1 pseudogene is annotated in these 359 nt (G+C 64.9%); it reads right to left on the bottom strand.

Going from position 1 to position 359, the window contains the following annotated elements:
* Positions 1-359: pseudogene (locus EN786_RS38140) on the bottom strand (APC family permease); the annotation flags it as partial.

The following is a 359-nucleotide window of genomic DNA, read 5'->3' as shown; positions in this document are numbered from 1 at the left end:
GGCGGCCGCGCCATAGCCGTTATAGGCGAAGAGCGAGACGGCGGTGGAGGCCAGGATGACGGCGGCCGAGGCCGGAACCAGTGCGTTGGTCGTGGCATCGAGCAGTTGCGGCGCGGTGAACAGGCTGGAGAGCGGCCGCTCGACATGGGCGAAGCCGAGCCCGGTCAGGATCAGCAATGCCAGCATCTCGATGCCGAGGAAGATGCCGGTGACGAAGGCGTTGAGTTTGATGCGCATGGCGGCGACAGCGCCGGCCAGGATGATCGTCACCACACCGACCCATTGCTGGCTGAGATTGGGAATGATGACGCCCAGATAGGTACCGACGCCGAGCGCGATGACGGCGACGATCAAGACGA

This window comes from Mesorhizobium sp. M4B.F.Ca.ET.143.01.1.1 (assembly GCF_004792275.1).
In the GTDB taxonomy this organism is placed as follows: Bacteria; Pseudomonadota; Alphaproteobacteria; order Rhizobiales; family Rhizobiaceae; genus Mesorhizobium; species Mesorhizobium abyssinicae.
The sequence above is the reverse complement of the archived record's forward strand: the minus strand, read 5'-3'. Positions and strand labels throughout refer to the sequence as shown.